This is a genomic window from Mesorhizobium sp. B1-1-6 (assembly GCF_006443035.1).
GTDB lineage: Bacteria > Pseudomonadota > Alphaproteobacteria > Rhizobiales > Rhizobiaceae > Mesorhizobium.
In genome coordinates, this window is the sequence record NZ_VFWR01000004.1 from 345,782 (window position 1) to 371,513 (window position 25,732).

Below are 25,732 nucleotides of genomic sequence, written 5' to 3' on the forward strand. Positions count from 1 at the left end.
CCGACAAGGCGCGTCCCTTCGAAAAGAGGATACGAGACCCCATGAATATTGCCCCCAATTCATATTCCCGCACCCGCAAGCGTCTCCTGGCTGCCGTCGCTTCCGTCGCCGTTGCCGGCGCGATCGGCGTTGGCGCGTTGACCAGCGGAACCAGCCCCGTTCTGGCCGATGCCGTGCGCGTCGAGGCGCCGCAGGTCCCCAGCTTCGCCGATGTCGTCGAGCGCGTTTCGCCCGCCGTTGTCAGCGTCAAGGTTAAGGCCAAGGTCCAGCCCACCGCCGATGACGGCTCCGACGACCAGGACGGTTTCGACAATTTGCCCAACAATCCGCAGCTGCGCCGCTTTTTCAAGGAATTCCGCGGCTTTGGCGATCAGGGCGGCCAGAACGACGATGGCCACCGCCGGTTCGGGCATCGTGACCGCGGTAATGGCGAGCCGCGCCCGGTGGCTCAAGGGTCGGGCTTCTTCATCTCCGAGGATGGCTATCTCGTCACCAACAACCATGTCGTCGAAGAGGGCACCGCCTTCACCGTGGTGACCAATGACGGCAAGGAACTCGACGCCAAGCTGGTCGGTACCGACCCGCGCACCGACCTCGCGGTGCTCAAGGTCGAGGGTGGCGGCAAATTTACCTATGTCGACTTCGCCGACGACTCCAAGGTTCGGGTCGGCGATTGGGTCGTGGCCGTCGGCAACCCCTTCGGTCTCGGCGGCACCGTCACCGCCGGCATTGTCTCGGCGCGGGGCCGTGACATCGGCGCCGGTCCCTATGATGATTTCATCCAGATCGACGCCTCGGTCAACCGCGGCAATTCTGGCGGCCCGACCTTCAACCTCAGGGGTCAGGTGGTCGGCATCAACACCGCTATCTTCTCGCCTTCCGGCGGCAGCGTCGGCATCGCCTTCGACATTCCTGCCTCGACCGCCAAGCAGGTCGTCGAGGATCTGATGAAGAGCGGTGCCGTGCAGCGCGGCTGGCTCGGCGTCGAGATCCAGCCGGTCACATCAGACATCGCCGAATCGCTCGGCCTGAAGTCCAACAACGGCGCACTGGTATCCAGCGCACAGGACGACGGCCCCGGCAAGAAGAGCGGCATCACCGCCGGTGACGTGATCACCCAGGTCGACGGCAAGGATGTTGCTTCGCCGAAGGAACTCGCCCGCCTGATTGGCGCCTATTCGCCGGGCAAGTCGGTTGACGTCACGGTCTGGCGCGACGGCAAGAGCCAGAGCGTCAAGGTGGAGCTCGGCAAGCTGCCTTCAAGCGACAAGCAGGCCTCGGCCGACGACAAGCCTGCGGCTCCGGCTAAGGCCGATACGCTCGCCGATCTCGGTCTGACCGTCACCAAATCCGAGAACGGCAAGGGTTTGGTGGTGACCGATGTCGATCCCGACAGCGATGCCGCCGACCGTGGCATCCAGCCGGGCGACATCATCACCGCGGTCAATTCGATGGAAGTCAACGGCACCGACGACGTCACCAAGGCCATGGACGAAGCGGTGAAATCCGGGCGCAAGGCTGTCCTGATGCAGATCACCCGCGACGACAACAACCGCTTTGTGGCGCTGCCCGTCGCCAAGGGCTGAGAACGACTTTTCCAGTGCGGCGGTTTCAAACACCCCCGAGCCGCCGCACGGGAAGTATGGAGCCGAGCACGTTAGTCAGTCATCGTGCTCCCCTCCGGCGGCAGCGGGCTTCCCATCGCCCGCTGCCGCACTCACCCCGCGGACCATGCGCTCAGGCTGAGCGAACAAGCGGAGCGCTTTGGTGGCAACGGCATGCCGGCAGCATGCTGGGAAAGTAACACCAGAGAACCAAGACTTTATCGCGCGCGGCCTGGATCATCTTGATCGCGATGCGCTTTGGCGAAGGCTAAAATGCAGATGCCGGCTACTCAATCTTCCAGCGAAATCGCGTATAACGGTCCTATGAAGATTCTCGTCATAGAAGACGATCGCGAGGCTGCGGATTATCTGCAGAAAGCCTTTACCGAGGCCGGGCACACCGCGCATGTCGCGGGTGACGGCGAGACCGGCTTCGCGCTCGCCGATGCCGGCGACTACGACGTGATGGTCATCGACCGGATGATGCCGCGCCGCGACGGCCTTTCGGTCATCGCCGGCCTGCGCTCCAGGGGGAACGCCACGCCGGTGCTGATCCTGTCGGCGCTGGGCGAGGTCGACGATCGGGTCACCGGCCTACGCGCCGGCGGCGACGATTATCTGACCAAGCCCTATGCCTTTTCCGAGCTGCTCGCCCGCGTCGAGGTGCTGAACCGCCGGGCCAGCGCCAAGGAAGCCGAAACCGTCTACCGCGTCGGCGATCTCGAACTTGACCGGCTTTCGCATTCGGTCAGGCGCGCCGGACGCGAGATCACGCTGCAGCCACGCGAGTTCCGCCTGCTTGAATATCTGATGCGCCATGCCGGTCAGGTGGTGACGCGCACCATGCTGCTCGAAAATGTCTGGGATTATCATTTCGATCCGCAGACCAACGTCATCGACGTCCATGTCTCGCGACTGCGCGGCAAGATCGAAAAAGGCTTCGACAAGCCCATCCTGCATACGATTCGCGGCGCCGGTTACATGCTTAGGGCCGGTTAGGCGACGGCATGGCCCTTTCCGTGCCTGCCATCATGAAGACGACGGCTGCGCGGCTCTCGGCGCTCTATCTCCTGCTCTTCGCGCTCTGCGCCGTACTGCTTGTCCTCTACATGACCTCGCTTTCAGCGCGCATGCTGACCGCGCAGACGCAGGAGACCATCAACGACGAAGTGCTCGGCCTTGCCCGCGCCTACCAGCGCGGCGGCCTGCCTGTCCTGGTGCGCGTGGTGGAGCAGCGCTCGCGCCAGCCCGGCGCCAATCTCTATTTGATCGCCGACGCCAACGGCCAGATCCTGACCGGCAATGTCCAGAGCCTGGAGCCGGGGGTGATCGAAACCGAAGGCTGGACGACCGAGCCGTTCTCCTACCGTCGTTTCGGCGAAGGCGAGCTCGACCGGCAGCGCAGCACACCCTCCGATCAGACCACGCCCCAAGCCGGCGATACGGCGGTCCGATCCGAAGGCGAGAAGGGCCACAATGCGATCGCCCTGGTGCTGCGCCTGCCGAACCAGATGATCATGCTGGTCGGCCGCGATCTGGGCGAACCTGAGCGGTTCCGCGCCGTCATCCGCCGCTCCCTGATGCTGGCGCTCGGCATGATGGGGCTGGGCGGGCTGTTGATCTGGTTTTTCGTCGGCCGCGCCGCGCTGAAGCGCATCGATGGCGTTTCGGAAGCCAGCCGCCGCATCATGGGCGGCGATCTTTCGGGCCGGCTGCCGGTGACCGGCGCCGGTGACGAATTCGACCGGCTTTCCGAGAACCTCAATGCCATGCTGGCCAGGATCGCCATGCTCAACGAGGGGCTGAAGCAGGTTTCCGACAACATCGCGCATGATCTGAAGACGCCGCTGACCCGGCTGCGCAACCGCGCCGAGGCGACGCTTTCGGGCAAGCACAAGACGTCGAACTACCGCCAGGCGCTGGAAGGCACCATCGCCGAGTCCGACCAGCTCATTAAGACCTTCAACGCCATCCTGATGATCTCCCGGCTGGAGGCGGGTTATTCCTCCGAAAGCACCAGTCGCGTCGATCTGGCCGCAGCCGTGCGCGATGTCGTCGAACTCTACGAGCCGGTGGCGGAAGAGGCTGGCGTTTCGCTCGAAGCCGCGGTCAATGGCGCATTCCTTGTCGACGGCAACCGCGAGCTGATCGGCCAGGCGCTGTCTAACATCGTCGACAATGCGATCAAGTACTCGACCGATTCCACCTCCAAGCCGACTGTCCGCGTGACGCTCGAACGCACGCATGGCGAAATCAGGCTTGTCGTCGCCGACAATGGCCAGGGCATTCCGGACGATGCCGATCGCGCCCGGGCGACCGAACGGTTCGTGCGGCTCGAGAAGAGCCGTTCCCAGCCAGGTTCCGGGCTTGGCCTCAGCCTCGCAAAGGCGGTCATGACATTCCACTATGGCCGGCTTGATCTGTTGCCTGGTAATCCCGGATTATCCGTGGTCATGAGTTTTCCCGCGCGGGAGGATCATTGATGGCGGCGGCTGCAAAGCGGACGGCGAAGGACTGGCTGTTGAAGCCCGCGGCAAGGCTTGCTCCTCTGGACGACAGCCGGGCCCGGCAGGAGCTGGCCGAGATCGCCACCTTGGCACGCGAAGAAGGATTGACACGGCTGGCGAAATTCCTGGCTGGAACGGGTGAGGCGCAGGACTTCCTGGCCGCTGTCTTCGACCTGTCGCCGTTCCTGCGTGACATGGCGCGTCGCCGGCCGCAGATATTGGATGGGCTTTTCGACCAGCCGGTCGAGGCCCGGCTGAAGGCGATCATCGTGGCGATCGACCGGGCATCGTTCTCCGAGACGATCTCCGAATCCAGATTGATGATGGAACTGCGGCAATGGAAGGCCGATGCGCATTTCCTGATCGCGCTGGCCGATCTGGCCGCCGAGGCCGAGACCTCGCTTACGGTGCGGCGGTTGAGCGACCTTGCCGATGCGTGCACGCGCGCCGCCGTCGATTTTCTGCTGCGCGACGCGCATGGCCAGGGCAAGCTGAAGTTGCCGGATCCCGCCAATCCCTCGAACCGGTCGGGCTGGATCCTGCTCGGCATGGGCAAGCTTGGCGCGCATGAGCTCAATTTTTCCTCCGATATCGACCTCGTGGTCTTCTTCGACCCGGAAGCGTCGGCCGTCGTCGATCCGCTCGATGCGACGGAGCTGTTTTCGCGGCTGACGCGCCGTCTGGTGCGCATCCTGCAGGACCGCACCGAACATGGTTATGTCTTCCGCACCGACCTCAGGCTGCGTCCCGATCCCGGTTCGACCCCGCTGGCGATCCCGGTCGAGGCGGCGCTGCGCTACTACGAGGCGCGCGGCCAGAACTGGGAGCGCGCTGCCATGATCAAGGCGCGTCCTGTGGCCGGCGATCTGGACGCCGGCACCGCTTTCCTCAAGGAGCTCCAACCTTACATCTGGCGCAAATACATGGACTATGCCGCGATCGCCGACGTCCACTCGATCAAACGCCAGATCCACGCCCACAAGGGGCATGGCGAAATCGCGGTCAAGGGCCACAACGTCAAGCTCGGGCGCGGCGGCATCCGCGAGATCGAGTTCTTCGTCCAGACGCAGCAGCTCATCGCCGGCGGCCGCTTCCCGGAACTGCGAGGCCGCGAGACCGTGCCGATGCTCGGCCAACTGGCCGCGCGCGGCTGGATCACCGCCGAGGCACGCGACGCACTGGCCCGGCAATATTGGTTCCTGCGCCGGGTCGAGCATGCCATCCAGATGGTGGCCGACGAGCAGGCGCACACCCTGCCGGAGGATGATGAAGGGCTGGAGCGAATCGCGCGCATGCTGGGCTTTGCCGATGCGGCTGCTTTTTCCCTGGGCTTCCGCGCCTCGCTGCAGCAGGTCGAACGTCACTACGCGGCGCTGTTCGAAACCGCGCCGGAGCTTTCGGCAGGCATCGGCAATCTGGTCTTCACCGGCGACGTCGACGACCCCGATACGCTGCAGACGTTGCACGGTCTCGGCTTCCAGCGAACGAGCGACATCTGCCGCGTGATCCGTGGCTGGCATTTCGGTCGCTACCGCGTCACCCAGTCGGCTGAGGCGCGCGAGCGACTGACGGAACTGACGCCGGCGCTGCTCAAGGCTTTCGGCCAGACGCGTCGGGCCGATGAGGCGTTGATCCGTTTCGACGAGTTCCTCGCCGGCCTGCCTGCAGGCATCCAGCTCTTCTCGCTGCTCCAGTCCAATCCGGCGTTGCTGAAGCTTATGGCGACGATCATGGGCGCCGCGCCACGACTGGCCGCGATCATCACGCGCCGGCCACATGTGTTCGATGGCCTGCTCGATCCCGCTCTTCTCACCGAATTGCCGGATCGTGGCTATCTATCGGCACGGCTTACCGCTTTCCTCGAAGGCGACCGCGCCTATGAGGACGTTCTCGATCGTTTGCGCATCTTTGCCTCCGAGCAGAAATTCCTGATCGGCGTGCGGCTGCTCGCCGGCTCGATCGATCCGGCCCGCGCAGGCCGCGCCTTTTCTGACCTGGCCGACCTCACCATTGAGGCCGCGTTGCGCGCGGTTATGGCCGAATTCGAGGCGCGCCATGGTACAATCGCCGGCGGCGTGGTTTCGCTGCTCGGCATGGGTAAGCTCGGCAGCCGTGAATTGACGGCGGGGTCGGATGTCGACCTCATCCTGCTCTACGATCACGATGCGGACGCCGAGGAATCCGACGGTGAAAAACCGCTGGCGCCCTCGCATTACTACACCAGGATGACGCAGCGCCTCATCTCGGCCGTTTCCGCGCCGACCGCGGAAGGCGTGCTCTATGAACTCGACCTGCGGCTGCGGCCGTCCGGCAACAAGGGGCCAGTGGCCACCCACGTCGACGCCTTCAAGAAATACCAGCGCCAGGAGGCCTGGACCTGGGAGCACATGGCGCTGTCGCGGGCGCGCGCCATTGCCGGAGATGCCAGGCTCTGTGCCGAGGTCGAAGCCGACGTTGCGGCGGTGCTCGGGCAATTGCGCGACGCAGCAAAGGTGAAAGCGGAAGCGTCCGACATGCGCGCCATGATCGAAAAGGAAAAGCCGCCGCGCGACCTCTGGGACATCAAACTCATTGCCGGCGGCCTGATCGATCTCGAATTCATCGCCCAGGTGGCCGTCGTCACGGGCAATGTCGAGTCCGGCCGCAGGGTCACGGCAACCGCGGAGGTATTGTCGCGCCTTGCGCCACAATTCGCAGCCGCCGATGTCAGGGAGGAGCTTAGCGAGGCCTACCGCCTCTATCTGGCGCTGACCCAGATGATCAGGCTTTGCCTCACCGGCCAGTTCGAGCGGGACGATGTGCCGCCGGGGCTTTCGGATCTGCTTCTGGCGGTCACCGACTTGCCGGATTTCGGTGTGCTGGAAGCACATCTCAAGGAGACGTCGCGGAAGGTCAGGAAGGATTTCAACCTTCTGCTTCGTGCCGGGCGGCCGTGATCAACGGCCGTGCGGATCGCATCGGGGGTGACGATGCAACAGGAGAAGACCATGAGAAAGACAACCAAGCTCGCGTTCGCCTTCATCGCGTTGGCAGGAGCCGTCGGCACTGCGGCCTATGCCGAGAACATCGACAGCGCAAACATGCGTGAGCGCACGATGATGCGCCTCAACAAGGCGATGAAGGACAATGACGGCACCATCAGCTTCGACCAGTTCTCAAGCGTCATGGATTCGCGGTTGAAGAAGCTGGTCGCCGACAATGGTGGCAAGCTCACGGTGGAGCAGCTCACCGCAGCGCTGGAAAAGGCCCGCTTCGAGCACATGGCCAGGCGCATCATCGCGCGTTACGACAACAAGGGCGACGGTACGCTGAAGACGGACGACATCGCCAGTCGCGACAAGAAGCTCTTTGCCCTGCTCGACAAGAACAACGACGGAAAGATCAAGAAGGGCGAACTGCCAAAGGGCGGCCGCTTTGGCTTACACCGTCAGTGGGATGACGAAGGCGACGACGGCAGCATGCAATAACGCCTTCCGGCACGGGCTTCGGCGACATCGCCGGAGCCCGTTGCTTAAGCCGCGACCTTGACCACGGGCGTCGCCTTCTTCACCGGAATGCGCACCGACACGATCGTGCCGACACCTTCGGTTGAGCGGATTTTCAGGGCACCGCCTTGCAGTTCGGCCAAAGAGCGCGAGATGGCGAGGCCGAGGCCGGACCCGGCATGGCTCTTGGAGAACTGGTTCTGCACCTGTTCGAAGGGCCGTCCGAGCTTGCCGAGCGCCTCCTTCGGGATGCCGCAGCCATTATCCTCGATCGTCAGCACCAGCGCCCCTGAGGTATTGCGGGCCCTGACCGATATGTGGCCGCCTTGGCCGGTGAATTTCACTGCGTTGGACAAAAGGTTTATGACGATCTGCTTGATCGCTCGGCGGTCGGCAAACAGCGTCAGCGCGTCGGCGATGCGGGTCTCCACGGTGATCGCCTTCTGTGCGGCCTGCAGCGAGACGACCCTGACCGTCTCGCTGATCAGCGGGCCGAGATCGATCTCTTCGCGGTCGAGCGAGAATTGGCCGGCCTCGATTTTCGACATGTCGAGAATGTCGTTGATGACGCCCAGGAGATATTTGCCACTGCTGTTGATGTCGGTGGCGTATTCCTCGTAGCGCTCCGATCCCAGCGGGCCGAACAGCCCCTGTTCCATCAGCTCGGAGAAGCCGATGATGGCGTTCAAGGGCGTGCGCAGTTCATGCGACATGTTGGCCAGGAATTCGGACTTGGCCCGGTTCGCCGCTTCGGCGCGCTCGGTTTCCTTCATGTATTTGCGGTTGAGCTCGACCAGTTCGCGCGCGCGCTCCTCTTCGGCCCGGCGGGCGAGGCTGAGATCGTGTATGGTCGCCATCAGCCGGCGCTCGCTGTCGACCAGCTTTTCTTGATGCAGCTTGATCTGGGTGATGTCGGATCCGACCGAGACAATGCCGCCGTCGCGGGTTCTGAGTTCGTTGACCTGCAACCAGCGGCCGTCGGCCAGCTGCCGTTCGAACGTCGCGCCGCCCTGCGGTCCATTGCTGTTGGCAAGCCGCCGATCGGAAGCGAAAGCGAGCATGCGCTCTTCCAACGTGGCGCGCACGGCGCCTGGCATCACGTCACGGTCCGAAAGGCCATTGTCCTTCTGGTATTTGGAATTGCACATGATCAGCCGCTCGGCGGCATCCCACAGCACGAAGGACTCGTTGATGTTCTCGATCGCCGTCCTCAGGCGCAAATCGGCTGCCTCGGAACGAAGCGCCAGGTGACGCTGCTCGGTGACGTCGACGGCGATGCCGATCAACTGGATTTCGGGTGCTTCCGGATCCATGACCTGCGCCCTTGCGCGCATCCATACCCACTGCCCGTCGGCATGCCGCATCCGGAACACCTGATCGATATGATCGATCTCGCGCGCGACGATCTTGTTGGCGAGCTGGAACAAGTCGCCATCATTGGGATGGATGATCTCGTCGACCTCGCCGAAGGACAGCATCGTGTCGCATGGCTCGTAGCCCAGCATGTCGTACATCGAGCGCGACCAATACATCTTGCCGCGCACCATGTCCCAGTCCCACAAGCCGCAGCGGCCGCGTACCAGCGCCATGTCGATGCGTTGATGCGCTTCGAGATAGATGCGGTCGGCCGCCTGCGCGCGCGCCGCCTGGCCGAAATAGGCATAGAGGATGATGATCAGCACGCCGGCCGTCAGTACGAACAGCGTCACATTCAGCGAGACTGTCTTGCGCCAGGCGTCGAAAACCGCGTCCTGCGGCACCAGCGCCGCTGCCGCGCCTTTGCGACCGTTCGTCAGGCTGACCGCTGCATACCAGTCCTGCCCGCCAATATCGACCTCCATCACTCCGGCGCGGTCGCCGAACATGAACAGAGGCTGGCCGCCCTGGGCGAGGCTATCCAGCGAACGGCCTTGCCAGGACATCGAGCGCGGCGTCACCGCGGTGATCTTGAAGGCGCTGTCGGTGATGACAAGAACGTGGCCGCGGCTCATCGCGCCCTGGCGGCTGGTCGTTTCCAACAGGTCCTGGATGGCGCCCGGCGCGGTGTCGGACGTGGTGGCCAGCGAACTCGCCAGTTGACCGGACGCCAGCATCAGGATCGCCTTGGCGTTGCGCTCGATATCGTCGCGTTCGTTCATCAGCGACAGGACGCGCAGCGCCGCGATCGCGATCAGGAAGATGACGATGAGAGCCGGTATCGATCGGCGCAGCAATGGCTCCGCCGCCAGAAGCCGCTTGTAGGCCGGTTCGGCGATGAGCCGCGTATTCCCGGCAAGGCCGTCGCCTCGCGGCGTCTCGCGACGCGCAAAAGCTATCCCTCCGGGCGCGCCCCACGCGTCCGCCTTCGCCATAAATGGCACTCCCCGATTTGCCTATGCTTGATGATCCGGCAAACGCCGCACTTCCGAATCGCCATTAAAGAATCAAAGGTGATTCGCCTTGTCCAGTGGTCCGGCGAAAAAAGATTAAAAATCGACTAAAATAGCGGCTTTTCCGCCAACCGAGCAAAGGCATGCGATGGCGATTACCGTGGAAAGGGAATAATATTAGAAATCACGCATATTCCGTGCGGGATTGCACATTGGGAGGAAAGCATGAATCGCAGATCTGCAATTGCTCTCGGCGTGTCAGCGGCAGCGGTAACGCCTTTGTTCGCCCTGGCGGCGTCGGTAAAAACGAGGACATACGGCCCGAAGGAGGGCAAGGAGATTGCGCCCGGCATCAGAGTGGTGGAGGTAGGCACGGGAAACTCAGACATTCCTGCCTACAAAAGCATCTCAATCGTCGATGTCGTGTTTCAGCCCGGCACACATGCGCCGGCGATGGTGATGGACAACGACATGGTATGCACCATCACTGCGGGCGAATTCACGATCAAGAAGGCCGACAAGGAGTTCAAGCTCAAGGAAGGCGACATATACACTTGCGCCAAGGGCAAGACCGACGAGGCGACGAATACGAGCGCCGAGATCGGCGTGCATCGCATCGCCATGTTGATACCCGCGTAGGGAGGCGGGAATCCGTTCGAGCAGCAGAAGCACAGCCTGACGGGCCGGTGGCGTTGCCTTGGCATTGCCGCCGACCACCATGGTGGCCGCTTGGGTCTGGCTCACGCCAGCGTACGCTCCACGATATCGCTTAAATCCGCCGACAGGTTTTCGGCATTGGCAATCGAAAGCAGCGCTTCCCTGGCCTTGGCCTGCCGGCCAGGTTCGAGCGAACGCCACGACCGGAGCGCCGTTGCCAACCTTGCCGCCACCTGCGGATTGCGTTTTTCGACCTCGAGCACGGTCTGCGTGAAGAATCGGTAGCCTTCGCCGTCGGCGCGGTGGAATCCGGTCTGGTTGGCACTGGAGAATGTGCCGATCAACGAGCGCACCCGGTTCGGATTGGCCATCGAGAAGGCCGGATGCGTGGTCAGGGCGCGAACCGTCTCCACCGCCTGCGGACCGGGTACGCTGGCCTGAATCTGGAACCATTTGTCCATCACAAGCGGGTCGGACGCATATGTCGCTTCGAAAGCCGCCAGTGCCTTGTTTGCCTCCGGCGAACCATGGTGGCGGTGCGCGAGCACGGTCAGTGCCGCCGCGCGGTCAGTCATATTGGTGGCCGACCGGAAGTGCTCCGCCGCAAGCCCGGCGCCATCTGACAGCAGCGAGAGATAATCGAGCATGACGTTGCGCAGCGCCCGCCGTCCGGCGGAAGCTGCATCCGGGCTGAACGGGCCGGCGTCGGCAAGCCGCTCGTAGAGGCCGGCGAACGCGTCGCGGTTAGCCCTGGCGATTGCCAGCGCCAGCGCCTCGCGCGCAGCGAAGATGGCGTTGGGTTCGATGTTTTTGCCGATGTCGCGCGCTATGTCGGTCTCGCCCGGAAGCGAAAGCGCCAGCGCCCGGTAGGCCGGCTCCAGCGTCTCGTCGCTCGCGATCCTGCCGGCAAGCTCGGTCAGCCGCGCGGTGAAGCCAGGCTCGGCGCCGTCGAGAATCTGGCGGAAGGCCAAGATCAATGCATCCGTAAGCAGCGTGTTGAAGGTCTGCCAGCGCGAGAAGCTGTCGCTGTCGTGGCCGGCAAGGAAGAACTGGTCGTCGGTCTTCTGCTCGACGGCAAGCGTTATCGGCGCCGAGAAGCCGCGGTTCAGCGAAATCGCCGGACGCTCGGCGACGCCTGAGAAGCGCACCACATGCCGGCGCTTGCGGATGTGGATGATGCCGTCCTCGACGCTGGCGCCGTCGACAGCGTCATAGGCGACCGGCTCGCCGCCGGCGCCAATCAGACCGAAGGCGAGCGGTATGTGCATCAGTCGTTTGCGGCTTTCCGACGGGGTCGGCGGCACCGATTGCTCGATTTCCAGAGTGAATTCCCGCTCCGCCCGGTTATAGGTCGAGCTCACCGCCAGGTTAGGGGTGCCGGCCTGATGGTACCAGAGCGCGAATTGCGACAAGTCGCGGCCGGACACCTCCTCGAACACTGTCAGGAAATCCTCGATCGTCGCCGCCGTGCCGTCGTGCCGCTCGAAATAGAGGTCCATGCCGGCGCGAAAGCTATCAGGCCCGAGGATGGTACGGATCATGCGCACCACCTCCGAGCCTTTTTCGTAGACGGTCGCCGTGTAGAAATTATTGATCTCGCGATAGCGGCGCGGCCTGACCGGATGCGCCAGCGGCCCCTGGTCCTCGGGGAATTGATGCGCGCGCAGCGTGCGTACCTCGGCGATGCGCTTGACCGCACGCGAACGTTGGTCGGCGGAGAATTCGTGGTCGCGATAAACGGTCAGCCCTTCCTTCAGGCAAAGCTGGAACCAGTCGCGGCAAGTGATTCTGTTGCCTGTCCAATTGTGGAAATACTCATGCGCGATGATCGCCTCGATATTGGCGAAATCGGCGTCCGTCGCGGTCTCCCGGTCGGCCAGCACATATTTGTCGTTGAAGACGTTGAGGCCTTTGTTCTCCATCGCCCCCATGTTGAAGTCGGACACGGCGACGATGTTGAAGACATCGAGGTCGTATTCGCGGCCGAATGCCTCCTCGTCCCATTGCATCGATCGCTTCAAGGCATCCATGGCGTAGCCGGCGAGCTTCTCCTTGCCGGGCTCGACATAGATGCCGAGCTCGACCGTGCGGCCGGACATGGTGACGAAACTGTCGGCGACCCGGCCGAGATTGCCGGCGACCAGCGCGAACAGATACGATGGCTTGGGGAAGGGATCGTGCCAAATGGCATAGTGCCAGCCATCGCCGAGATCGCCCTTGTCGACCCGGTTTCCGTTGGACAGAAGCAGCGGCGCCTCGTCGCGGCGGGCTTCGATCCGCACGGTGTAGACGGAAAGGATGTCGGGGCGGTCGAGGAAATAGGTGATGCGGCGGAAGCCCTCTGCTTCGCATTGCGTGCAATAGACGTTGCTTGAGCGGTAGAGGCCCATCAGCGCTTCATTGCCCGACGGCGCCAGCTCGGTCTCGATCGACAGCCGAAAGCGACGCGCCGCCGGGGGCCTGAGGATGGTCAGTCGGTCGGGCGTCACGGCAAAATCCGTCGGCTTGGCTTTCCTGCCGTCGATCTCGACGCGCCTGAGCGTCAGCCCGTCGCCATCCAGCACAAGCGGCGTAGAGGCCGCGACGCCATCCCGGCGCTCGACGGTCAAAATTGCCGTGACGATCGTCGCGCCTGGCGAAAGACGGAATTCAAGGTTCGTTTCCGGAATGAGATAGTCGCTGGGGCGATAGTCTTCGAGTTTGAAGACCTGGCCAGTGTCGGTGCGCATTCCGTGGTTCCTGTCTTTCCGGGCCTGTCCTGCCCGTCCAAAAATTTGAAGTCCGCGCTCTTTACACGAACCGGCGCCTCGACAAAACTGCGACAAGGTCTATTCAGACCCTCCTTTCCAGCATCGCGAGGCAGTCATGGCCGCCGTCTACGACGTCAGGCATATCGAGAGCCCGGCAACGCCGGCGCGCACCTGGGCAACCACGCGGGAAGCGGCGGGAGCGTGACAGCAGGCCGCGACAACAGTGACAATACCGTAGGGCACAACACGCTCACTGGCATTATGCTGAAGATCGTCTCGGTGGCGGTCTTCGTCGGCATGTCGACCTGCATCAAGGCGGCGGGCACTGTGCCGGCGGGACAGATCGTCTTCTTCCGCTCCTTCTTCGCTATCTTTCCGATCATTGCCTTTCTGGCTTTCAAGGGAAATCTCGGCACGGCTTTCAGTACAAGCCGTCCGTTCAACCACATCGCGCGCGGCGTCGTCGGCGTCTGCGCCATGGGGCTCGGCTTCTTCGCGCTGACGCGGTTGCCGCTGCCGGAAGCAATCACGCTGAATTACGCCCAGCCACTGTTGGTGGTGGTGTTCAGCTCGATTTTCCTCGGCGAAGCCATTCGTGTCTATCGCTGGAGCGCGGTCGCCGTCGGCCTCGTCGGTGTGCTGATCATCTCCTGGCCGGAGCTGACGCTCCTGAGTTCCGGCGAGGCGCTCGACGACCAGGAGGTGCTCGGCGTCATCGCCGCATTGATAGCGGCGGCGATTTCGGCCGTCGCCATGCTGCTCGTGCGCAATCTCGTGCAAAGCGAGCGCACCGCCACGATCGTGCTTTGGTTTTCGGTCACCGCGAGCGTCATGGCGCTGCTGTCGCTGCCGTTTGGGTGGCAGGCGCTGACGCCGGGGCAGGCGGTCCTTCTTGTCGCCGCCGGCTTCTGCGGCGGCCTTGGCCAGATCCTGATGACCTCGGCTTACCGCCATGCCGAGGCATCGGTGGTGGCGCCGTTCGAATACACCTCGATGATCCTCGGCGTCTTGGTCGGCTATCTCGTCTTCGGCGATGTCGCCACGCTGAACACGCTGACCGGCGGTCTGATCGTCGTTGCCGCCGGCATCTTCATCATCTGGCGCGAACGTCAACTCGGCCTGGAACGCACCCGCACGCGCAAGGCCGCCCCGCCGCAGGGGTGATCAGCACCGTTAGGCCCGCTCTTTCGCCAATCTTACCAGCGCCGTCCGCGTCTGCTCGTCGGCCGGAAAGAAGGACTCGATCGCCAGCTCCGACAGCGTCACGTCCAGCGGCGTGCCGAACACGGTGATGGTGCTGATGAACGACAGCACCTGATCCCCATGGGCAAGCCGCAGCGGATGCACGATGCCGCTCGGCTCGACCCGCGCCGGCCGCCCACTCTTCAGGCCGGAGGGATAACCGCGCAACTCACGCTCCAGTTCGATCAGCACCGGATCGCCTGACGCGTCGTTCTGGTGCTTCAGGCGTTCCAGCAGGTGCGCCCGCCACTCCGCGAGATTGACGATGCGCGGCGCGACACCTCCAGGGTGCAGGCTGAGCCGCAGCACGTTGACTGGCGGCTTGAGCAGCGAGGGCTCGGAAACGTCGGCCAGGAACGGCCCAATGGCAGCGTTTGCCGAAACGAGGTTCCAGTGCCGGTCCACCGCGAGCGCCGGGAACGGCTCGTGCCCTCGAAGCACCGTCTCGACCGCCGCCATGGCCGGTGCCAGCGAAATGTCGGTCAGCGGCCTTTCGCTGAAGCTCGGCGCAAAGCCCGCCGCCAGCAAGAGCTGGTTGCGCTGGCGAAGCGGGATCGAAAGCTGCTCGGCCAGGTGTAGCACCATGTCGCGCGACGGCGCGGCCCGCCCGCTCTCGACGAAGCTCAGATGCCGCTGCGAGATATCGGCTTCCGTGGCGAGGTCGAGCTGGCTCATCCGGCGTCGCGTGCGCCATTCACGGATGAGGCTGCCGGCGGAGGTTTGAGGAGATATCATGAGGGCATGGTTAGGGCGACGGCAGGCGCATTTCAATTACCCGCGAGGTCATGGAGAGGTGAGCGCTCTTAGCTTCGCCTTCACCTCGAGAAAATCCCGCCAAGCCAGCTTCTTGTGCGCCGGCGTCCTCAGTAGATAGGCCGGGTGCAGCGTCGGCATCGCCGGAATAACGACGCCGGACGCTGTCGTGTGGGCGCGCCAGTTGCCGCGCAGCCGCAAGATGCCTTCGCTCGTATTCAGAAGGGTTTTGGCCGAGGGCCCGCCGAGATTGACCAGCACCTTCGGCTTGACCAGTTCGATCTGCCTTTCGATGAACGGCCGGCAGATCTCGGTTTCGTGCGGCGTCGGCGTGCGGTTTCCCGGCGGCCGCCAGGGGATGACATTGGCGATGTAGACGGATGTCCGGTCTAGCCCGATCGCGGCCAACATGCGGTCGAGCAGCCGGCCGGAGCGGCCGACGAAGGGCAGGCCTTCTATATCCTCGTCACGGCCGGGCGCCTCGCCGACCAGCATCACCGATGCATCCGGGTTGCCGTCGGCAAAGACCAGGTTCTTGGCGGTGAACTTCAGGTTGCAGCCGTCAAAAGTCGACATGTGCTGGCGAAGCTCGTCCAGCGTCGAGGCAGCCGAGGCCAATTCACGCGCCAGCGCCGCCTGCGCCTCGTCGGGTACCGCCGAAATGGGCGGGCGCGCCGGCGGAGCGTTAGGCACGGCGCTCGCATCGAGACGCGGTTGGGCGGGCCGCTCCGGTGCTCTGCTATCGCTCGGCGCGGCAGCCGGCATCCGCTCCGCCGGCTTGGGCGCGGCTTCCGCGAAGCGGTTCACCGGCGCGTCCTCCAACGCCTCGTCGACGCCCGCGCTGGCATAGAAGGCGAGCAGCTCGGCGATATCAGGTCGGCTGTTTGGGGAAGCGGCAGTCATGGCGCCACCATCGTTCGACTGGTCGCATATTGCAAGTTGGTGATTGGGGACATTGGCACAACCGGGCAATGACGGCCTGTCTGTGGCAGCGTCATACGCTCACCGCAACCTAACCCGTCGGTATGCGCGGGTCCTGCACCAGATAAAAGGTCCAGCGCGGCGTATAGTCGGTGATCAGGAATTCGAACCTGGCGGTCTTTAGCGGGTCGACCTTGCCGTTCTTGAACAGCAGACGGTCATACGGTTCAAAATCGCGGTCGAAATCGGCAAAATTGCTCGACCAGATATTGTCAGGCGTCTTGTTGCGCTGGTCGAACGAAAGCCCGTCGCCGAAGACGCTCGGCTGATTCAGGACCTCCTGAAGCTCGAACTGGAATTCGATCCAGGCCTGGCCGCTGTTGTTGAGCACGTCCAAGCGCAAATACATGATGCCGTTGGCGAACTCGCCCGCCTTGCCGAACGCCTGGATCGGCTTGGTTGCACGGATGGTCAACGTCACCGGCGTCGCTGAATTCAGCTCTTCGGTGATGACGAGCGGATCGTCCTTGGTGCCGGTGCCGGAAGCGCCGGTGATTTCGAACCCGCCAAGCTCGTCGGAGAAGGAGTAGGCACCGGTGGCCCAGACCTTCACCTCGTCTGCAAAGGCATGGACCGGCGCCAGCAGGGGGAGGGCCGAAAGGAACGCCCGGCAGGCCCTGCCGGGCGTCGATGGGAAGCGCGTTGATGAGAAGCCGGCTGGCCCAGGAATGCGCATGGTGCGAAGTATGGCCGATAAGCAAGCCGTCGAACAATTAAAAACGTACGCGTTGCGGGCAGGCCGGCGCAAAACGGGTGTCCTTCGGCACGATGCGCGACTTTTTGGCCAAATCCGCGTTGTCACAGACGCGCCGGTTTCCTGTCGCGACTTGATGCGCTATGCAGCGCATGAGCCAGCAAGATACGCGCAATAGCGACAAGCCAGTGCGGAGGGGTTGATGAGCGATATCGAACGCGAAAGCATGGAATTCGACGTGGTGATCGTCGGTGCGGGCCCGGCCGGCCTCGCCGCCGCCATCCGCCTGAAGCAAGTCAATCCCGAGCTTTCCGTGGTCGTGCTGGAAAAGGGCGGTGAGGTTGGCGCCCACATCTTGTCAGGAGCCGTCGTCGATCCAATCGGCATCGACCGGTTGCTGCCGGGCTGGCGCGACGAACAAGACCATCCATTCAAAACGCCGGTCACGGCGGACCATTTCCTGGTGCTTGGCCCCGCCGGCTCTTTCCGCCTGCCCAACATGATGATGCCGCCTCTGATGAACAATCACGGCAACTACATCGTCTCGCTTGGCAATGTCTGCCGCTGGCTGGCCGCCAAGGCCGAGGCGCTCGGCGTGGAAATCTATCCGGGGTTCGCCGCGGCCGGCCTGCTCTATAACGAGGAAGGCGCCGTCACCGGTGTTGTCACCGGCGACATGGGCGTCGAAAAGGATGGCACACACGGCCCGGGTTTCGCGCCGGGCATGGCGCTGATGGGCAAATATGTGCTGATCGGAGAGGGCGCGCGCGGCTCGCTCGCCAAGCAGTTGATCGCCAGGTTCAGGCTTTCCGAGGGCCGCGAGCCGGGCAAATACGGCATCGGCCTCAAGGAACTGTGGCAGGTCAAGCCGGAGAAGCACAGGCCGGGTCTCGTCCAGCACTCCTTCGGCTGGCCGCTCGATCTCAAGACCGGCGGCGGCTCTTTCCTCTATCATCTGGACGACAATCAGGTGGCGGTGGGCTTCGTCGTCCACCTCAATTACAAGAACCCCTGGCTGTCGCCGTTCGAGGAGTTCCAGCGCTTCAAGACCCACCCGGCGATCAGCGGTACTTTCGAGGGCGCCAGGCGGTTGGGCTATGGCGCGCGCGCGATTACCGAAGGCGGTTGGCAGTCGGTGCCGAAACTGTGCTTCCCGGGTGGCGCGTTGATGGGCTGCGCCGCCGGGCTCGTAAACGTCCCGCGCATCAAGGGCTCGCACAATGCCGTGTTGTCGGGAATGCTGGCGGCCGAGCATGTCGCCGAGGCAATCGCCGCCGGCCGCGCCAATGACGAGCTCTCCGCTTACGAAGCCGCGTGGCGGGCGACAGACATCGGCAAGGATCTGAAGAAGGTGCGCAACCTCAAGCCGCTGTGGTCGCGCTTCGGCACCATCGCCGGCGTCGCAATCGGCGGCCTGGACATGTGGCTGAACACTTTGTTCGGCTTCTCGCCCTTCGGCACGCTGAAGCATGGCAAGGCCGACTACGCCACGCTAGAGCCCGCCGCGAAGCACAAGAAAATAAACTATCCCAAGGCCGATGGCGTGCTGACCTTCGACCGCTTGTCCTCGGTGTTCCTGTCCAACACCAACCACGAGGAAAACGAGCCGGTGCATCTGCTGGTGGCGGACATGGAGCTGCAGAAGCGTTCCGAGCATGACGTCTTTGCCGGACCTTCGACGCGCTACTGCCCTGCAGGCGTCTACGAATGGGTCGACAAGGACGGCAATGCCGCTGCCGATCCGGCGGCCAAGGACGTGCGCTTCGTCATCAACGCGCAGAACTGCGTCCACTGCAAGACCTGCGACATCAAGGATCCGAACCAGAATATCGACTGGGTGCCGCCGCAAGGTGGCGAAGGCCCGGTCTATCAGAACATGTGAGCCGTGCCGGGCCAAGCCGTCACGAAGAACATGCGAGCAGCGGCGGACTTGTCTGTCGCCGTCGACCGCCTGCCTCGATCAAGCCCGTTGAAGCCTTCCGCCGAGTGTGGTCTGCTCGGCTCCGACAAAGGAGGCGGACATGCGCCTGACCAGCCCCACGATGCTCGCCATGGTCTTCATGCTGCTTTGCGCATCAGCCGCGTCGGCGGGCACAAAGCTCACCGTTCACATCCGCACCTACGATGTCGCTGGAAATACCGGAGCCGCCCTTGTCGAGGCGATGGACCGGCTGGGACCCAAGCACGGCTATATGACGCGCGCCATCGCCGAAACCGGTTACGCCGTGCATTGGGATCTCGATATTGTCCGGAAGGATGGTGCCTGCCATCTGCGGCAGGCCAACGGGACGCTCAACCTGACCTACACTTTCCCGCGGCTCTCGTCGGCAAGCCCTGTCCTGCGCGAACGTTGGGACCGTTTCATGATCGGCGTTCGCAAGCACGAGCAGACGCATGGCGGTATCGCGAGGCGTATGATGCGGGCCACCGAGGCCGCGCTTGCCGGCCTGCGGCGCCCGGACAACTGGTTCTGCACCGGCACGCATCTCGAGGCGCGGCGCCGGATCAAGGCCATCTATGTCGAATACGAAGCCAGGCAGAACGCTTTCGATGCGCGCGAGCATCGCGGCGGCGGGCCTGTCGAGCACCTTGTCGAAGCGTTGACCAAACCCTGAGAATGCCGAAGCATCAACCGCGCGGATTGTTTTCAAGGTCGCTCGCCGCGAGCGCGCTCTCATGCTCGTCATGGGGCAGCCTGTCGTCGGGGCGAAGCGAGAACTCCACGAGTACGGGAAGATGGTCGGAGCCGGTATCTTCCAGTCGCGTTGACGACAGAATGGTCACGCCGCCCTTGCTGAACGCCTGGTCGATCGGGAGGCCTGCATAGCGGCGCAGGAAGTCGGGCAGCTTCCGGTGAATCCAGGTCGACCCGGCCGACGGCATGACCGTCAGTCCGCCGAGAGCGGCGACGCGCCGCACCGCGGCGCTCCATGGCACCGCGTTGCAATCGCCGGCCATGATGGCGGTTTGGCCGAGCGATGAAAGCTGCTCCGAGAGTTCGCCGATCTGCCAATACTGTTCCCGCGGCCACGGCCAGCTGAGATGGATGGCGGCGACGTCGGCGCTCCTGCCGCCGAAATCGATGGTCGCAACGGCCATTGCGCCCCGGCGCTCGCAATGTGGCGCGGTGCCGGCGAGAAAGGGCCGCCGCGAGAGCAGCGCGACGCCGAATACGCCGTTGGGATAGGGACAGAGGATCCGGTATGGATAGGCGCTGGCGATGTAGCCAAGCTCCGTCGCCCACATCGCCGACACCTCGTCCAGGGTGATGACGTCGGGATTGGTCCGGCCGATCAGTGACAGCACTTTTTTCGGCGTCGGGTTGTCGTAGCGCAGATTCATCTGCAGCAGGCTGTAGACTACCTGGTCGGTGGGTTTGGCGACCGCCTGAACCGGCCACGGCCGGGGCAAGGCGGTCGAAGCGGTGGCAAGAGCGGCCACGGCAAAAACCAGGGCCGCGGCCGCTTGCAGGCGAAACGATGTCGCCAGCAGCGGCAGCGCGCAAAGCGCCATCAGCACGGCGAGGTGAATGCGGAAATGCGAAAAGGAATCGAGCGCCGGGTGCAACGCGCCTAAGAAGCCGGCCACCAGCGCGACCGAGAGCGTCATCATCACGATGAATACCAGTGAAGCCGCCATGTCTCGACTGCGTTTCATCGGATCAGATCTGCATGAGTTGCCTGCGATGGTCCCCGCCCGGTTATCGGCAAAAATGCGGCTCAATCAAGATAGCGAATTGCCGGCAAGATGGCGAATCGCCGGCAAGACGGCGAATGGCTCTGGCGGCGCGCAGATCGGCTACTGGAAGGCCGTTTCCGAAAAACTTCTGAGCTTGCGCGAATGCAGCCGCTCCATCGGCATTTCCGAAAGCTTTTCCATCGCCCTGATGCCGATGGTGAGGTGCTGCGCCACCTGCCGCTTGTAGAATTCGGTCGCCATGCCGGGCAGCTTCAGTTCGCCATGCAGCGGCTTGTCGGAGACACACAAGAGCGTGCCGTAAGGCACGCGGAAGCGGAAGCCATTGGCCGCGATCGTTGCCGATTCCATGTCAAGTGCGATCGCCCTCGACTGCGAAAGCCGCTGCACCGGTCCGCGCTGGTCGCGCAGTTCCCAGTTGCGGTTGTCAATGGTGGCGACAGTGCCGGTGCGCATGATGCGCTTGAGATCGTACCCCGACAGGCCGGTGACTTCGGCCACCGCTTCCTGCAATGCCACCTGGATTTCGGCCAGCGGCGGGATCGGCACCCAGACTGGCAGGTCGTCGTCCAGCACGTGATCCTCGCGCACATAGGCATGCGCCAGCACATAATCGCCCAGCGCCTGCGTATTGCGCAGGCCCGCGCAGTGGCCGAGCATCACCCAAGCATGAGGCCTTAGCACAGCGATATGATCGGTGATCGTCTTGGCGTTGGAGGGTCCGACACCGATATTGACCATGGTGATCCCGCCATGGTTCGGCTTCTTCAAGTGGTAGGCCGGCATCTGCGGCAGGCGCTGCGGCGCCACCCCTTCGCTCGGGGCGCTCTGCCCGGCTTTGGTGACCACGTTGCCCGGTTCGATGAATTCGGCATATCCGCCGCCGCCATCCTCCATCAGGTCACGGGCGCGCGCCACGAACTCGTCGATATAGAACTGATAGTTGGTGAACAGCACGAAATTCTGGAAATGCTGCGGCGTGGTCGCGGTATAGTGCGACAGGCGGTGGAGCGAATAGTCGATCCGCTGCGCGGTGAAGGGCGCCAGCGGCCTTGGTTCTCCGAACGCCACTTCGAACGTGCCGTTGGCGATCTGGTCGTCTGTACCGTCGAGATCTGGCACGTCGAACAGGTCTCGGATAGGCCGCTGGATACGCTCGGCCGCGGTTCCGTCGACATGGGTGCCTTCGAGAAAGGCGAAATGCAGCGGGATCGGCGTTGTCGATTCCGAGACCGTGACCGCGACCCCGTGGTTGCGCATGATCAGACGCAATTGCTCGACCAGATAGCTTTCGAACAGGCTCGGCTGGGTGATGGTGGTGGAAAAATGCCCCGGCGTCGGCATGTGGCCATAGGCTTGGCGCGAATCGATCTGGGTGAACGAGTTGGTCGTGACGCCGATCTCCGGGTAGAAGGCGCGGTAGCGCTTGCTGCTGTCGCCGCCGGCGGCAAGCGCCGCGAAGGAGTCGCGCAGGAACTTGGTGTTGCGGTCATAAAGGGCTTGCAACGCCGCGACGGCCTTTTCTGCGGTGTCGAAGCTTTGCCGGCCAAAAGGCTCGGGCATGACGACAGATTCGATGGCTTGGGGATAGATTCGCTTTTCCATGGCTCAATATAGAGATTTGGAAAGGCGGTTGGGAGGGGTGTCCCGATCGAAGGCGCAATTTATCCGCGCTGCAGGCTGACCAGCAGCACGAAACCGACGCCCGACTTCTTCAGTGCTGGCGCGTCGATCGTGGAACCGGCATCGGCACGCATCATCGGTACGGCCAGGACCGGCGCGGCAAGAAACGCCAGGATGAGCGCCGCCCGCGGCAGAAGCCGAACGGTTTTGAAGAGGTTGGCGGCGATGCGGTTCATGGTCTTTGCTTTTCTTTCGAGGTCTTGGTTTGGTCAGGTCTTTGGTTTCTGTCTCAGGGGCGAAGGGTGGTCGGGCAGGCGAGGCGGCAGGTTCTGGAACTGGCCTCGTCCCAGGAACGGGCCGGACGGCCCGCTTCGGCGACGAGGATGGCGAAGAACATTCCAAACAGGCTCACCAGCAGGCAGACGATGGTGAAGCGGCGGGCGAGCATTGGTCGTGTCTCCTTCAATACGCAGGAGAATGCCCGGGCACGACTGAACCGGCTCTGATGCCGGCGTTCATCTGCCGTTCAAATCGGTTGATGGATTTTGAGGCGGCGCTGGCCATAAGGAGCATGGCTGCCGGCACAGCATGCCAGGATCATGAAACGAAAACGGGGCCTGCCGGCCCCGTTTTCATGTCGCAAGGATGGGGTCGATCAGAGCTTGTGCCAGGTCTGGCTCTTGCAGATCAGCCCGCCGAGCACGCAACCGCTCATTTTCAGCGAGGTGCCCGATAGTGTCGCCTTGCCGGAGTAGGTCTTGTCGTTTGCCGGGTCGGTTATGTTGCCGGTGTATTTGTTGTCGCCGGACGCCTTGAGCGAACCGATGGTCTTGCCGGCATATTTGCCAGACTTCAGCGTGATGGAAAATGAACCCGAGCCCCCGATGGCCGCGGTATCGCCGGCCTGCGTCTTCCAGTTTCCCTCGATCGGATCGGCCCAGGCCAGACCGGTCAGGATCAAAGTGGCCGCCAGGGCCAGGCTTGCTTTTCGAAACATCTTTCCTCCCTTGGATACCGGCAGGAGGCTACGCCTCGCCGGTCTGCCGCTTACGCAAACGTAAGCTAATCCAGCTCCCTGCAAAACAAAAGCGGTGCCGCAGCGGAAGCTTTGGCAATTCAGATGCGCCGACGGAAGCAATGTCGGCAGGGAAATGAATGCATGCATGCGCGGCGTTTGTTTCGCGTGGTTAGCAGAGTGTTGATTCCGCCCGCGAAAATTGTCGTCAAATTTGGCGCTATCCGGCTGAATCGCTGGCTTTGTATCCTTAACGAATTTCCACGTTTACCTATTGTTTTAGCTTTGTTTTCCTCAAATTAAGCACGCCATTTAACGACGGATTCAAGCCTGAGCGGCATTCTCGAAAGCATCGAAAGAGCAGCCCGGGCAGACAAACGGAGGCAGCTCTCGGGAGCCAGACAGGGCCGGAAGAGAGGATTGAAAAATGGCACGTTTTGAAATGCTTGAAGCAGGCTTCGGCGCCATGGGGGCAACTGCCCAGGCCGACATTCTTTTCGAACTGGGGATGATGTATGCGACGGGCCGCGATTGCGAGACCGATGTCGTCGCCGCCCACAAATGGTTCAACATCGCCGCGATCAAGGGTTCGGCCCGCGCTGCGGAATTGCGTTCGGAACTGTCGGCTGCGATGTCGAAGGTCGAGATCGCCAAGGCGCTGCGCGAAGCCCGCGAATGGATGACGATGCACTGAATTTAGAGATAAGGCAGGGCGGCCTTCTGGTCCGCCAGGCAAGGACAAGGCCGCGGTAAGACGGCCACGTGACAAAACCAAGAACGCGGCACGCCCGACAGGGCCAGCGGCGCGGCGGTCATGATCCGGTTTCGGAAAGATCAGGGCCAGCAGGAAGACAGGGAAGGCGAGTTGGGTTCGAGTGCGGGGGCGCTTGAGAAACAGCTCGACAGGCAAAGCCGCGACCGGCCGGAACAAGGCCGGCGCGGCTTTTGCCTTTTTGCTCCAGAGATGCTCCGCAGGCCTAATCGAGCGCCGCCAATGCGCCTAGACAGGCCACACGAAGGATGAAATTGTCCGGCCTCTCTGGAAGAAGCGTGGCCGGGGCGGCCGCGCGTGAGTGGAGGAGTCATACCGCAATGAAAAAATTAAGTATTTTGAACGCGGCCATTTTCGGCCTGATGATGAGCGCGCCGGTCGCCTATGCCGACGACATCACCTTTTCGGTGGTCGGTCCGATGACCGGACAGCTCGCCACCATTGGCGATCAGTTCAAGCAGGGCGCGCAGGCTGCCGCCGACGCGATCAATGCTGCCGGCGGTGTCGACGGTCGCCAGATCAAGCTCGATATCGAGGATGACCAGTGCGACCCGAAGCAGGCGGTTTCGGTCGCCAACCGTATCGTCGCCAATGGCGTCAAGTTCATCGACGGCCACGCTTGCTCGGGTTCGAGCATTCCGGCTTCCGCCGTCTATGCCGAAGCCGGTGCCCTGATGATGAGCCCGGCCTCCTCGAACCCGGTGCTGACCGACGCCGCAGCGAAGGCCGGCTGGCCGACGATCATGCGCCTCTATACGCGTGACGATGCGCAGGGTGCCTTCATCGGCCCCTGGATCGCGAAGAAGTATGCCGGCAAGAACGTCGTCATCCTGCATGACAAGAGTGCCTACGGTCAGGGCGTTGCCGATGCGGTCAAGGCCACGATGAATGCCGGCGGCCTGAAGGAAGTGGACTATGAAGGCATCAATGCCGGCGAAAAGGACTATTCGGCGCTCGTCACCAAGCTCAAGGACCTCAAGGCCGACGTTGTCTATTTCGGCGGTTACCACCCGGAGGCTGGCCTGATCCTGCGCCAGTCGGCGGAACAGGGCATCAAGTTCCAGCTGATCATGCCGGATTCGATAGCCTCGCCGGAATTCTGGCAGGTTGCCGGCCCGGCCGGCGAAGGGACCATGTTCGTCTTCCCGTCGGATCCTCAGGCAAAGCCGGAAGCCAAGGCAGCCGTCGAGAAGATCAAAGCCGGCGGTTTCGTGCCGGAAGGCTTCACGCTATTCTCCTACGCCACGATCCAGGCCTTTGCGGAAGGCATCAAGCGTGCCGGCAGCGATGATCCGGCCAAGGTCGCCGAGGCGCTGAAGAACGGGCAGCCAATCAGCACGGTTGTCGGCAATGTCACCTTCGACGAGAAGGGCGACCTCAAGAACGCCAGCTACGACATCAACCAGTGGCACGACGGCAAGTATGCGCCGATCCAGCCGTAATCGCTGCCTATATCGATGAAATGGCCGGGCTCGTCCCGGCCATTTCATTTCTGCCTGTGTGTCTTGCCATGGACATATAACGGCGGTCGACATTCTACGGCGCCTCTCTCTGTCCGGCAGGACAGGGACGCTTGGCATCCGG

Annotated in this window: 21 protein-coding genes; 11 read left to right on the plus strand and 10 right to left on the minus strand. The window is 63.1% G+C overall.

Annotated elements, in window-relative coordinates; genetic code table 11:
- The first annotated feature begins 41 nt into the window (after positions 1-41).
- The 5 genes from FJ979_RS10830 to FJ979_RS10850 all read left to right on the plus strand — a co-directional run bounded on the left by FJ979_RS10830 (position 42) and on the right by FJ979_RS10850 (position 7,578).
- Complete coding sequence (locus FJ979_RS10830) at positions 42-1,586, plus strand: Do family serine endopeptidase (RefSeq protein ID WP_140580858.1); 1,545 nt, start codon at positions 42-44, stop codon at positions 1,584-1,586.
- A 342-nt stretch (positions 1,587-1,928) separates the two neighbouring features.
- A complete protein-coding gene (locus FJ979_RS10835) occupies positions 1,929-2,603 on the plus strand; it encodes a response regulator transcription factor (protein WP_181165141.1) in 675 nt (224 codons plus the stop codon).
- 8 nt (positions 2,604-2,611) lie between these two features.
- On the plus strand, positions 2,612-4,087 hold the full coding sequence (locus FJ979_RS10840; protein ID WP_140580859.1) for a HAMP domain-containing sensor histidine kinase: 1,476 nt from the start codon (positions 2,612-2,614) through the stop codon (positions 4,085-4,087).
- Entirely contained in the window at positions 4,087-7,047 is a 2,961-nt protein-coding gene (locus tag FJ979_RS10845; protein ID WP_140580861.1) for a bifunctional [glutamine synthetase] adenylyltransferase/[glutamine synthetase]-adenylyl-L-tyrosine phosphorylase, read from the plus strand. Before FJ979_RS10840 ends, FJ979_RS10845 begins: the two co-directional genes overlap by 1 nt.
- Positions 7,048-7,098: 51 nt before the next feature.
- The gene (locus FJ979_RS10850) at positions 7,099-7,578 is read left to right on the plus strand and encodes a hypothetical protein (protein ID WP_140580862.1); all 480 of its coding nucleotides are present in this window, start codon (positions 7,099-7,101) and stop codon (positions 7,576-7,578) included.
- A 44-nt stretch (positions 7,579-7,622) separates the two neighbouring features.
- Here the strand turns inward: FJ979_RS10850 and FJ979_RS10855 are convergent, their stop codons facing one another.
- Positions 7,623-9,947 carry a PAS domain-containing sensor histidine kinase gene (locus FJ979_RS10855; protein ID WP_140567695.1) on the minus strand — a complete coding sequence of 775 codons (2,325 nt, stop codon included), beginning with the start codon at positions 9,945-9,947 and terminating at the stop codon, positions 7,623-7,625.
- Positions 9,948-10,190: 243 nt separating this feature from the next.
- Between FJ979_RS10855 and FJ979_RS10860 the strand changes: the two genes are divergently transcribed.
- Entirely contained in the window at positions 10,191-10,604 is a 414-nt protein-coding gene (locus FJ979_RS10860; RefSeq protein WP_140580864.1) for a hypothetical protein, read from the plus strand.
- A 101-nt stretch (positions 10,605-10,705) separates the two neighbouring features.
- Here FJ979_RS10860 and pepN read toward each other — a convergent pair whose 3' ends face one another.
- Entirely contained in the window at positions 10,706-13,351 is a 2,646-nt protein-coding gene (gene pepN / locus FJ979_RS10865; protein ID WP_140580866.1) for an aminopeptidase N, read from the minus strand.
- A 282-nt stretch (positions 13,352-13,633) separates the two neighbouring features.
- Here pepN and FJ979_RS10870 point away from each other — a divergent pair, with 282 nt between their 5' ends.
- Positions 13,634-14,536, plus strand: a complete 903-nt coding sequence (locus FJ979_RS10870) for a DMT family transporter (RefSeq protein WP_224617863.1) — start codon at positions 13,634-13,636, stop codon at positions 14,534-14,536.
- Between the two features lie 9 nt (positions 14,537-14,545).
- Here FJ979_RS10870 and FJ979_RS10875 read toward each other — a convergent pair whose 3' ends face one another.
- From FJ979_RS10875 to FJ979_RS10885, 3 genes are all read right to left on the minus strand, one after another.
- The gene (locus FJ979_RS10875) at positions 14,546-15,349 is read right to left on the minus strand and encodes a helix-turn-helix transcriptional regulator (protein WP_140559443.1); all 804 of its coding nucleotides are present in this window, start codon (positions 15,347-15,349) and stop codon (positions 14,546-14,548) included.
- A 48-nt stretch (positions 15,350-15,397) separates the two neighbouring features.
- Complete coding sequence (locus tag FJ979_RS10880) at positions 15,398-16,270, minus strand: uracil-DNA glycosylase (protein ID WP_140520708.1); 873 nt, start codon at positions 16,268-16,270, stop codon at positions 15,398-15,400.
- A gap of 109 nt (positions 16,271-16,379) precedes the next feature.
- Positions 16,380-17,024 (minus strand): hypothetical protein, encoded by a 645-nt coding sequence (locus tag FJ979_RS10885; RefSeq protein WP_140517982.1) that lies wholly within the window; start codon positions 17,022-17,024, stop codon positions 16,380-16,382.
- A 220-nt stretch (positions 17,025-17,244) separates the two neighbouring features.
- Between FJ979_RS10885 and FJ979_RS10890 the strand changes: the two genes are divergently transcribed.
- Entirely contained in the window at positions 17,245-18,924 is a 1,680-nt protein-coding gene (locus FJ979_RS10890) for an electron transfer flavoprotein-ubiquinone oxidoreductase (RefSeq protein ID WP_140580867.1), read from the plus strand.
- 139 nt (positions 18,925-19,063) lie between these two features.
- A complete protein-coding gene (locus tag FJ979_RS10895; protein WP_140580869.1) occupies positions 19,064-19,657 on the plus strand; it encodes a DUF922 domain-containing protein in 594 nt (197 codons plus the stop codon).
- Positions 19,658-19,670: 13 nt separating this feature from the next.
- Here FJ979_RS10895 and FJ979_RS10900 read toward each other — a convergent pair whose 3' ends face one another.
- The 5 genes from FJ979_RS10900 to FJ979_RS10915 form a co-directional block, all read right to left on the minus strand.
- Positions 19,671-20,681: an endonuclease/exonuclease/phosphatase family protein gene (locus FJ979_RS10900; protein WP_224680932.1), complete on the minus strand. Its 1,011-nt coding sequence runs from the start codon at positions 20,679-20,681 to the stop codon at positions 19,671-19,673.
- 159 nt (positions 20,682-20,840) lie between these two features.
- Positions 20,841-22,301 carry an AMP nucleosidase gene (locus FJ979_RS10905; protein ID WP_224519193.1) on the minus strand — a complete coding sequence of 487 codons (1,461 nt, stop codon included), beginning with the start codon at positions 22,299-22,301 and terminating at the stop codon, positions 20,841-20,843.
- A gap of 101 nt (positions 22,302-22,402) precedes the next feature.
- The gene (locus FJ979_RS10910; protein WP_140494649.1) at positions 22,403-22,597 is read right to left on the minus strand and encodes a hypothetical protein; all 195 of its coding nucleotides are present in this window, start codon (positions 22,595-22,597) and stop codon (positions 22,403-22,405) included.
- A 53-nt stretch (positions 22,598-22,650) separates the two neighbouring features.
- Positions 22,651-22,809, minus strand: coding sequence for a hypothetical protein (locus FJ979_RS32495; protein ID WP_181169517.1), 159 nt, complete (start codon positions 22,807-22,809; stop codon positions 22,651-22,653).
- 207 nt (positions 22,810-23,016) lie between these two features.
- Entirely contained in the window at positions 23,017-23,358 is a 342-nt protein-coding gene (locus tag FJ979_RS10915) for a DUF2147 domain-containing protein (protein ID WP_140494647.1), read from the minus strand.
- A 445-nt stretch (positions 23,359-23,803) separates the two neighbouring features.
- Here FJ979_RS10915 and FJ979_RS10920 point away from each other — a divergent pair, with 445 nt between their 5' ends.
- Both FJ979_RS10920 and FJ979_RS10925 read left to right on the plus strand, forming a co-directional pair.
- Positions 23,804-24,070: a sel1 repeat family protein gene (locus FJ979_RS10920; RefSeq protein WP_010915070.1), complete on the plus strand. Its 267-nt coding sequence runs from the start codon at positions 23,804-23,806 to the stop codon at positions 24,068-24,070.
- 398 nt (positions 24,071-24,468) lie between these two features.
- Positions 24,469-25,590, plus strand: coding sequence for a branched-chain amino acid ABC transporter substrate-binding protein (locus FJ979_RS10925; protein ID WP_140494645.1), 1,122 nt, complete (start codon positions 24,469-24,471; stop codon positions 25,588-25,590).
- Positions 25,591-25,732: the final 142 nt, after the last annotated feature.

Bases quoted from the DNA above. Each gene is read 5' to 3' on its own strand.
- FJ979_RS10870 (WP_224617863.1), top strand. From the start codon at position 13,634: ATGCTGAAGATCGTCTCGGTGGCGGTCTTCGTCGGCATGTCGACCTGC.
- FJ979_RS10900 (WP_224680932.1), bottom strand. From the start codon at position 20,681: ATGGCGGCTTCACTGGTATTCATCGTGATGATGACGCTCTCGGTCGCG.
- FJ979_RS10880 (WP_140520708.1), bottom strand. From the start codon at position 16,270: ATGACTGCCGCTTCCCCAAACAGCCGACCTGATATCGCCGAGCTGCTC.
- FJ979_RS10915 (WP_140494647.1), bottom strand. From the start codon at position 23,358: ATGTTTCGAAAAGCAAGCCTGGCCCTGGCGGCCACTTTGATCCTGACC.
- FJ979_RS10920 (WP_010915070.1), top strand. From the start codon at position 23,804: ATGGCACGTTTTGAAATGCTTGAAGCAGGCTTCGGCGCCATGGGGGCA.
- FJ979_RS10835 (WP_181165141.1), top strand. From the start codon at position 1,929: ATGAAGATTCTCGTCATAGAAGACGATCGCGAGGCTGCGGATTATCTG.
- FJ979_RS10890 (WP_140580867.1), top strand. From the start codon at position 17,245: ATGAGCGATATCGAACGCGAAAGCATGGAATTCGACGTGGTGATCGTC.
- FJ979_RS10895 (WP_140580869.1), top strand. From the start codon at position 19,064: ATGCGCCTGACCAGCCCCACGATGCTCGCCATGGTCTTCATGCTGCTT.
- FJ979_RS10855 (WP_140567695.1), bottom strand. From the start codon at position 9,947: ATGGCGAAGGCGGACGCGTGGGGCGCGCCCGGAGGGATAGCTTTTGCG.
- FJ979_RS10910 (WP_140494649.1), bottom strand. From the start codon at position 22,597: ATGAACCGCATCGCCGCCAACCTCTTCAAAACCGTTCGGCTTCTGCCG.
- FJ979_RS32495 (WP_181169517.1), bottom strand. From the start codon at position 22,809: ATGCTCGCCCGCCGCTTCACCATCGTCTGCCTGCTGGTGAGCCTGTTT.
- FJ979_RS10885 (WP_140517982.1), bottom strand. From the start codon at position 17,024: ATGCGCATTCCTGGGCCAGCCGGCTTCTCATCAACGCGCTTCCCATCG.
- FJ979_RS10925 (WP_140494645.1), top strand. From the start codon at position 24,469: ATGAAAAAATTAAGTATTTTGAACGCGGCCATTTTCGGCCTGATGATG.
- FJ979_RS10860 (WP_140580864.1), top strand. From the start codon at position 10,191: ATGAATCGCAGATCTGCAATTGCTCTCGGCGTGTCAGCGGCAGCGGTA.
- FJ979_RS10840 (WP_140580859.1), top strand. From the start codon at position 2,612: ATGGCCCTTTCCGTGCCTGCCATCATGAAGACGACGGCTGCGCGGCTC.
- pepN (WP_140580866.1), bottom strand. From the start codon at position 13,351: ATGCGCACCGACACTGGCCAGGTCTTCAAACTCGAAGACTATCGCCCC.
- FJ979_RS10850 (WP_140580862.1), top strand. From the start codon at position 7,099: ATGAGAAAGACAACCAAGCTCGCGTTCGCCTTCATCGCGTTGGCAGGA.
- FJ979_RS10845 (WP_140580861.1), top strand. From the start codon at position 4,087: ATGGCGGCGGCTGCAAAGCGGACGGCGAAGGACTGGCTGTTGAAGCCC.
- FJ979_RS10830 (WP_140580858.1), top strand. From the start codon at position 42: ATGAATATTGCCCCCAATTCATATTCCCGCACCCGCAAGCGTCTCCTG.
- FJ979_RS10875 (WP_140559443.1), bottom strand. From the start codon at position 15,349: ATGATATCTCCTCAAACCTCCGCCGGCAGCCTCATCCGTGAATGGCGC.
- FJ979_RS10905 (WP_224519193.1), bottom strand. From the start codon at position 22,301: ATGCCCGAGCCTTTTGGCCGGCAAAGCTTCGACACCGCAGAAAAGGCC.